Source organism: Peribacillus sp. NPDC096447 (assembly GCF_044762725.1).
GTDB lineage: Bacteria > Bacillota > Bacilli > Bacillales > DSM-1321 > Peribacillus.
The window spans coordinates 66,636-73,786 of the sequence record NZ_JBIWEV010000011.1; the positions used below are offsets into that span (position 1 = coordinate 66,636).

The window sequence follows — 7,151 nt, forward strand, 5'->3', positions numbered from 1 at the left end:
ATTACAACAAAGCCGAAAGTGGAAACTTTCGGCTTTTATCATGTACGAATAAGTCTATTCGGTGTTTATAACAATGGTCAAGGCAGACTGTTACTTAATTGGAAAATGAATTCATTTAAAATAACACAGTAGATAACAATTTTAGCTTGGAAAATGTTAAAATTGACTTTGAGCAATGAATCTATCTATATATCATTTTAAAGTTTCAAAGAATATAAGGGAAATTCTTCAAAAGTAATACTAATGATAGTATTAAGATTTATTTTGCAAAGCCGTTTATCGCGAGCTGGTATAAATAAGTATTGAAGGTGGGCGGAAAAATGGGTTTTAAGAAGAAGCAAATGTTGGGATTTGGTTTGATCTTGCTTTTCTTGGCTATTTTACTTTCTTTCATGATGGTTACGCTTAACAATTTAAAGAGCAACATGACTGAAATAGTTGAAAATCGCTATGAAAAAGTTTCAGCTTCGATGGAAATCCGTCAGCTTTTTTCCAGGTCGGACCGTGAGATCCTGTTTGCAGCTAATGATACAAACAAAGAAGAAAGAGCAGAGAGCCTCGAAATCATCAATGAGAATCATAGTTTGATTGAATCAAAAATTGCCGGGTTATCAGGTTCGTTAAATAAGTCGAAAGCAAAGCAATTATTGAAAGAGTTCGAGACTCAATATGCTTCTTACTCCATAACGGAGGCTGAAATCATCCAAAAGATAAAATCGGGAAACTCTTCGGATGATCTTTCAAGCCTGATGGAGGACCAAAGGGAAAAACGAACGAAAGTCATCAGTACGATGGATGAATTTAAGGATTACCAAGAAGGTGTCATGAACGATACCTTAAACAATTCGAAACAAACCTATGAAGATATGATCGGTTTTGTAATTTTTGCGGTCATTCTCAGCATTTTGGTTATTTCCGTAACGGTTGTTTGGATGATCCGCAGTACATCGAAAGATCTGCAATCGATTACGAAGGTCATCAAAAATATCGATTATAAAAATTTATCGGTCATACCAAGAGTTCCGGTTCGGACTACTGATGAAATTGGTGATATAGCGAGATCGTTCAATGAAATGGCGGGATCGCTTGAAATCTATAATCAAAAAGAGAAAGATTTCACCGAAAAGATCAGTGAACAGAACTGGATCCAGACCCGTGTTGCAGATATAGCTACGATGTATCAGCGCATTGTTGATGTGGAAGTTCTGGCTGACCGGTTCATTACAAGACTTGCACCAATGATGGGAGCTTCAATTGGAGCTTTTTACGTCAAACGGGGCGAGGGCGTGGATATGCGTTTTGTGAAGCTTGCCAGCTTTGCGGGAGATGGCGAAGATTCAGGCAGACGTGAATTCCGTCTTGGTGAAGGTTTGATCGGACAATGCGCCCTTGAAAAAAAATCGAAAGTCATTGAAGATATCCCTGAAGATTTTCAAGTGATTACGACAGGATTGGGGGAAGTCAACCCGAAAAGCATTGTCATTGCGCCGGTCGTTTTTGAGGATGAAGTTGTCGCAATGGTTGAACTGGCAAGTTTGGAGGCATTTACGAAGCTGCAAAAAACTTTCCTGAACCAGGTTCTTGATACTCTTGGCATCACGATTAATAATGTAGAGGGCCGGATGGAAATAGAGCGTTTATTGAAAGAATCACAGGCTCAGACCGAAGAGTTACAGGCTCAATCGGAAGAATTGCAATCACAGTCAGAGGAAATGCAAGCCCAATCGGAGGAACTGCAAACGCAGGCTGAAGAATTGCGAATGATCAATGAACAATTAGAAGAAAGAAATCGTGAAACTGAAGAAAAGTCGAAAGAGCTTCAAGTCGCAAAACTGAATCTTGAAAAACAAGCGGAAGAATTAAAGTTAAGTTCCAAATATAAATCCGAGTTCATGGCAAATATGTCCCATGAATTGCGGACACCGCTCAATAGTATCCTGATTTTATCAGAAATGCTTTCAGATCCGAATGATAGTAAATTAAATGAAGAGCAACAGGAATTCGCTCGTGTCATTAACTCATCAGGTCAGGATTTATTAACGTTGATCAATGACATTTTGGATTTATCAAAAGTCGAAGTCGGAAAGCTTGAAGTGGTCTTTGACGAAATGAATTTGAGTGAGCTTCCAGAGCAATTGCACCGTAATTTCGATCATGTAGCGAAGAAAAAGAACATTGACTTTATAATAGAAAAAAGTAAAAACGTTCCGGATATTTTCTTTACGGATGAACAGCGCTTCCAGCAAATTTTGAAAAACCTATTATCCAATGCATTTAAATTCACGGAAAAAGGTTCTGTGTCTGTCCAAATCAAAAAAGCTGATGAAGAAAATGTAGCACAATGGATACAGACAAAAGGAGCTAGCAATTGGGTTGAAATTAAGGTGACGGATACGGGCATCGGAATTTCGAAAGAGAAGCAAAAACTTATCTTTGAAGCGTTCCAGCAAGGTGACGGAGCTACAATGAGAAAATATGGCGGTACAGGACTAGGTCTATCGATTTGCCGGGAGTTCGCCAAACTTCTGGGAGGCTGGGTCATTGTAGATAGTGAGGAAGGGCAAGGCAGTACCTTTACTTTCTTTATTCCAAGCATGCCAGAGGGCTTCAAAAATGTCGGCGAAGCAATGGCTGCTTCTCCAGAAGTGGCAGCAGCCAACCACGATGGTTCTGCTGCGCCTTTTGACGGTCAGGGAGAACCGGATGTAGTTATAGTGGATGAAGAAGATCGGGATAAGGCCAAACCATTCTGCAATAAAACAGTACTGGTCGTCGATGATGATCACCGTAATATATTTGCTCTAAAAAATGCGCTGAAGCATGAGGGGATGGAAATCCTTACAGCTGAAAACGGCTATGAATGTTTGGAACTCCTTGAAAAAGGAAATAATATAGATGTTATTTTGATGGATATCATGATGCCAGGCATGGACGGTTACGAAACGATGACCAGAATTCGCGAGCAAAGTAAGTTCGAGGATCTTCCAATCATCGCGCTAACTGCGAAAGCGATGAAAGGCGACAGGGAAAAGTGCCTGAAGGCCGGCGCTTCCGACTATGTCAGCAAGCCTTTAAAATTGGATCAGCTGCTATCCGTCCTAAGGGTATGGCTGACTAATTGATTGATAGTACGGGTGAGGAAGGTTTTGCATGAAGGATACTTTAACGATTGAAGAAAGAGAAGATTTGGAAATCGAATTATTGTTAGAGGCCATTTATTCCGTTTCGGGCTTTGACTTTCGCAAATATATGCGTTCTTCAATAAAAAGAAGAGTTGAAAATAGAATGAGACTGGACCATGTTCGCAGGATTAGCGGAATGATTGAAATGGTTTTATATGAAAAAGGGTATGTCGAGAAGCTTTTGAGAGATTTTTCAATAAATGTGACTGAAATGTTTCGCGATCCGGATTTCTTTAAAGCCTTTCGTTTAAATATTGTACCGCTCCTCAAAAAACTTCCTGAAATCAGAATTTGGCATGCGGGATGTTCAACCGGTGAAGAAGCCTTTTCCATGGCGATCATCCTCAAGGAAGAAGGACTTTATGATAAGGCGAGGATTTATGCCACTGATATGAATGATGAAGTCCTCCGTCATGCGGAAAAAGGAATATTGCCTTTAAATAGAATGCAGTCTTATACGAAAAACTATTTGCAAGCTGGAGGCAACCAGGAATTTTCGGAGTATTATACAACCGATTATCAAAATGCTTATCTTGATTCGAATCTCCTTAAAAACATTGTGTTTTTCCAGCATAATTTAGTTACTGATGGTTCGTTCAATGAGTTTCATATCATCATGTGCCGGAATGTGATGATTTACTTTACCGGTGAATTGCAGACATATGTTAATCAGTTGTTTTATGACAGCCTTTGTAAAGATGGCTTCCTTGCGGTTGGCAGCAAGGAAACACTTCATACATCATCCTTTTCGGAAGATTATGAGGACTTTGATTCAAAGGAACGAATTTATCGGAAATTGTAAAAAGAAAGAGTCCGCATATAAGCGGACTCTTTCTTTTTAATTTAGTGCATTATTTTTCGTTTTTTTTCATTTCTATGTTTAAGGTATTAAAAGAAGGGGTATAAATAATGAGTTGGTCTCCATGTAGAATAACTGCCGTGGTTTATTATTATTAAAAGAGACTGAACTTCGTTATAATATACTAGGAAAATCCCTATTAAGGGAGCTTTATGAAAGTACTGACCCATATAAAAAAGATAAATGTTGCCGCTCGATATAAGCCAAAAGGGGAATGAAAGAATGACGATTTTAATCGTAGATGATAACCAGGTTAACCTTTTCGTTATAGAGAAAATTCTAAAACGAGCTGGCTATACGGATTTTCTATCATTAACTTCAGCTGTTGAGATGTTTGAATATTTACAGGTGGATAGTCCGCAACCTAAAGAGACTTCAGTTGATATCATTCTGCTCGATATCATGATGCCGGAGATCGATGGGATAGAGGCGTGCAGGAGACTTCAAAGCATTCCTCACCTTAGAGATATACCCGTAATTTTTGTGACCGCCCTTGAAGATTCAAACAAGGTTGCCGAGGCACTTGATGTTGGCGGAATTGATTATATAATGAAGCCTATCAATAAAATAGATTTACTTGCGAGGATTCGAGTGGGGTTAAGACTTAAATATGAAAAAGATTGGCATAAAATGCAGGATGAAAAAATCCGCAATGAATTGGATCTTTCCATGCAGGTTCAAAGCGGTTTATTAAGTGAACCCATTATAAATGACCACTTAACTATAAGGGCATCATACTTACCTGCGAATAAGTTGGCAGGGGATATGTACTATTGGCACCGCATCGATGAAAGTCGGTATGGGATCATCCTGCTGGATATGATGGGGCATGGCATATCCGCCTCACTTGTGTGCATGTTCATTTCCTCCGTATTGAGGGATGCCATCAGGATACATACGGATCCAGTGGCAGTAATAAACGAAATGAATCGCTGGATGAGTACCCTTAATAAAGAAGATAATCCAGTGCATTATTATTTTACCGCGATTTATATGGTCATTGATACAGAGCAAAAGACTGTGGAATATGTGAATGCCGGACATCCTCCGGGCTTTGCTTTAATGGACGATGGGAAAGTGCTCTCACTTTCAAAAGGGACATGTCCTGTTGGGTTCTTCACCGAAATGAAAATAGAGAAGTCCGTCATTCATTATGAAGAGAAGATTCAGCTCATGCTATTTACGGATGGAGTCATGGAAGCGATAGATCGGGAAGGGACGGAAGGACTCGACCAAATAAAAGAAGCGGTCTCGACGAGATGGTTCGATTGTAAGGAATCTCCCCCTATCGACTTTTTGATGTCCCCGGAAATGCAGCAAGATCAACCTGATGATATGTGTGTTGTTGTTATTCAAGCAAATTGAACAAGGAAGAGGCGGCAGATTATCTGCCGCCTCTTCTCTATAAAAGGGGGGTATATGAAATGAGAGTGTGTTAAGAGAGTGAATCATATATTCGGCTATTTGCAATTAACGGTCATTTTTTAATTTACCAATGCCATCTTGGAGACTGCCTTTTAATTTATCGACTTTACCTTCTGCTTGTAAGTGAGGATCATTTTTCGCGTTTCCGACTTGGTCTTTCGTTTCACCTTTAACTTTATTTACAGCACCTTTTACTTTGTCTGATAAACCGCTCATTATGTTACCTCCTTTTTCTTTATATACTGTATATACCCATGAAGTGTATGGGTAAACCTGATTTATATGGAAAAAGGAGTTTAAGAAGCGATTATTGCCCTTTTACTTAACCTTTGTATGAACTGATATGACCGTTCAATGATATGGTCTTTGTCATGATCCAACGAGGCCACATGATATGAATTTTCAAGGGGCGACATCTCCTTATCCCCGGACATGACCGTATCGTAAATCTGGTAGGAACAAGAGTCTGGTACAACGTGATCTTCTGGAGAATGGAAGGTAAGTATCGGGCACGAAACGTCTATTAGTTTTTGACTGGCATGTTCCATTATATCAAGCAATTGATTAATCGCTTTTAACGGAACCTGGTCATATGTGATTTCTTTAGTTGTATCGTCTTTTATGTCAGGTTTGCCCTCAGGAACGAAGCGCGGAACCGATTGGTTACGGTATATTTCATATTCAGGAACTTGGAGAGCAGCATTGATGGTGAGAATTCCATCACAAGCCACTTTTGTCGCTAAATCGAGAACAAGGGCGCCTCCCATTGATTGTCCGATGGCGAATACATGGGTGCAGGTTCGTTTTAATTTTGCATAAGCCATTTCAACATCTTGTATCCATTCCTGATAATGACTCGCTTCCATTTCATATTCATCCGTCCCATGGCCCGCCAGTCGAGGAGCGAAGACAGTAAAGCCTTTGGCGGCGAATTTTTCACCTAAATACCTTACGCTTTGTGGCGTTCCGTTAAAGCCATGGCAAATAAGAATGCCGATAGAATTGCCGGGTAAGAAAAAAGATTCCGCACCTGGTATTACCATTGCTGCTGTCATAATCCCATCTCCTTTAATTAGCTATGTTTTATTGTGTGAAATTAAAATTAACTATTCCGATTATTTTACTTGGTTATATAATAGCATAATGAAAATTGTGAAGTCAACTTGGTTATATGCCAAATTTCATTATTAACAGGCATTAAAAAAAGGATAAAAAGATACTTATTAGGTCTATCCCGTGTGTGTTGCCATTCTTACCATTATATAAGTACTGTCTTGGCATTGAAGATAAACAGAAGAAGCTAATAACCGGTTGCGCGGTATAAATAAAAGAAAAGGAAAAAAAGCGTTGACTTTAAACTGAAATGGGCTTAATATAAATAAGCACCAACTAAGACAAACGAAAAACTTCATCGCTTTTGGCTGATTGCTGAAAGAAATAATAACTATTGACTTCTTACTATGAAAATGATAAGATGAAATGGTCGCTGAAAAACACAGCGATTTAAAATAAGTTAAAAACTTCGCAGAAGTTGACAACTAATCAATAAGATGTTATGATGAATAAACAGCCGTTCGCAAGAACGATTGTGAAATTGCTCTTTGAAAACTGAACAAAACAAAGCGCCAACGTTAAATTTTAAGTGAGCACACACTATCAAAAAAGCAAATGAGCAAGTCAAACAT

Annotated in this window: 5 protein-coding genes; 3 read left to right on the forward strand and 2 right to left on the reverse strand. The window is 39.0% G+C overall.

Annotated elements, in window-relative coordinates:
* The first annotated feature begins 320 nt into the window (after positions 1 to 320).
* From ACIQZD_RS24195 to ACIQZD_RS24205, 3 genes are all read left to right on the forward strand, one after another.
* Positions 321 to 3,122, forward strand: coding sequence for a response regulator (locus ACIQZD_RS24195; RefSeq protein WP_402907098.1), 2,802 nt, complete (start codon positions 321 to 323; stop codon positions 3,120 to 3,122).
* Between the two features lie 28 nt (positions 3,123 to 3,150).
* Positions 3,151 to 3,984: a CheR family methyltransferase gene (locus tag ACIQZD_RS24200; RefSeq protein ID WP_137019304.1), complete on the forward strand. Its 834-nt coding sequence runs from the start codon at positions 3,151 to 3,153 to the stop codon at positions 3,982 to 3,984.
* A 279-nt stretch (positions 3,985 to 4,263) separates the two neighbouring features.
* A complete protein-coding gene (locus ACIQZD_RS24205) occupies positions 4,264 to 5,406 on the forward strand; it encodes a PP2C family protein-serine/threonine phosphatase (RefSeq protein ID WP_402907100.1) in 1,143 nt (380 codons plus the stop codon).
* Positions 5,407 to 5,511: 105 nt separating this feature from the next.
* On the opposite strand, the gene ACIQZD_RS24210 is transcribed toward ACIQZD_RS24205, so the two are convergent.
* Positions 5,512 to 5,682, reverse strand: coding sequence for a CsbD family protein (locus ACIQZD_RS24210; RefSeq protein ID WP_402907102.1), 171 nt, complete (start codon positions 5,680 to 5,682; stop codon positions 5,512 to 5,514).
* Positions 5,683 to 5,762: 80 nt separating this feature from the next.
* On the reverse strand, positions 5,763 to 6,521 hold the full coding sequence (locus ACIQZD_RS24215; RefSeq protein ID WP_402907103.1) for an alpha/beta hydrolase: 759 nt from the start codon (positions 6,519 to 6,521) through the stop codon (positions 5,763 to 5,765).
* Positions 6,522 to 7,151 lie beyond the last annotated feature (630 nt).